This window comes from Paraburkholderia sp. J67 (assembly GCF_905220265.1).
Taxonomy (GTDB): Bacteria; Pseudomonadota; Gammaproteobacteria; order Burkholderiales; family Burkholderiaceae; genus Paraburkholderia.
The window spans coordinates 1-281 of the sequence record NZ_CAJMZK010000135.1 but is presented as its reverse complement, the minus strand read 5'-3'; the positions used below and the strand labels follow the sequence as shown (position 1 = coordinate 281).

The window sequence follows — 281 nt, the reverse complement described above, 5'->3', positions numbered from 1 at the left end:
CGCGCCGCCCGAATCGACCACGTAAATGCAGGTCGCGCCGTAGCTTTCCATCTTCTTCGCTTCGACCGCCAGATTCTCGGGCGTGGTCATGTGGCTCATCATCAGAAAGCCCACGGTATCCATGCCAAGTTCGCGCGCGTATTCGATGTGCTGCTTCGAAATATCGGCTTCGGTGCAGTGCGTGGCCACGCGCACGATGCGCGCGCCTGCGTTGTAGGCGGCCTTCAGGTCATGGATCGTGCCGATGCCGGGCAGCAGCAGGGTAGCGATCTGCGCGTGCT

Annotated in this window: 1 pseudogene; it reads right to left on the bottom strand. The window is 61.9% G+C overall.

The window, feature by feature from the left end:
• Window positions 1-281 (bottom strand): annotated as a pseudogene (locus U5782_RS41500) (4-hydroxy-2-oxovalerate aldolase); the annotation flags it as partial.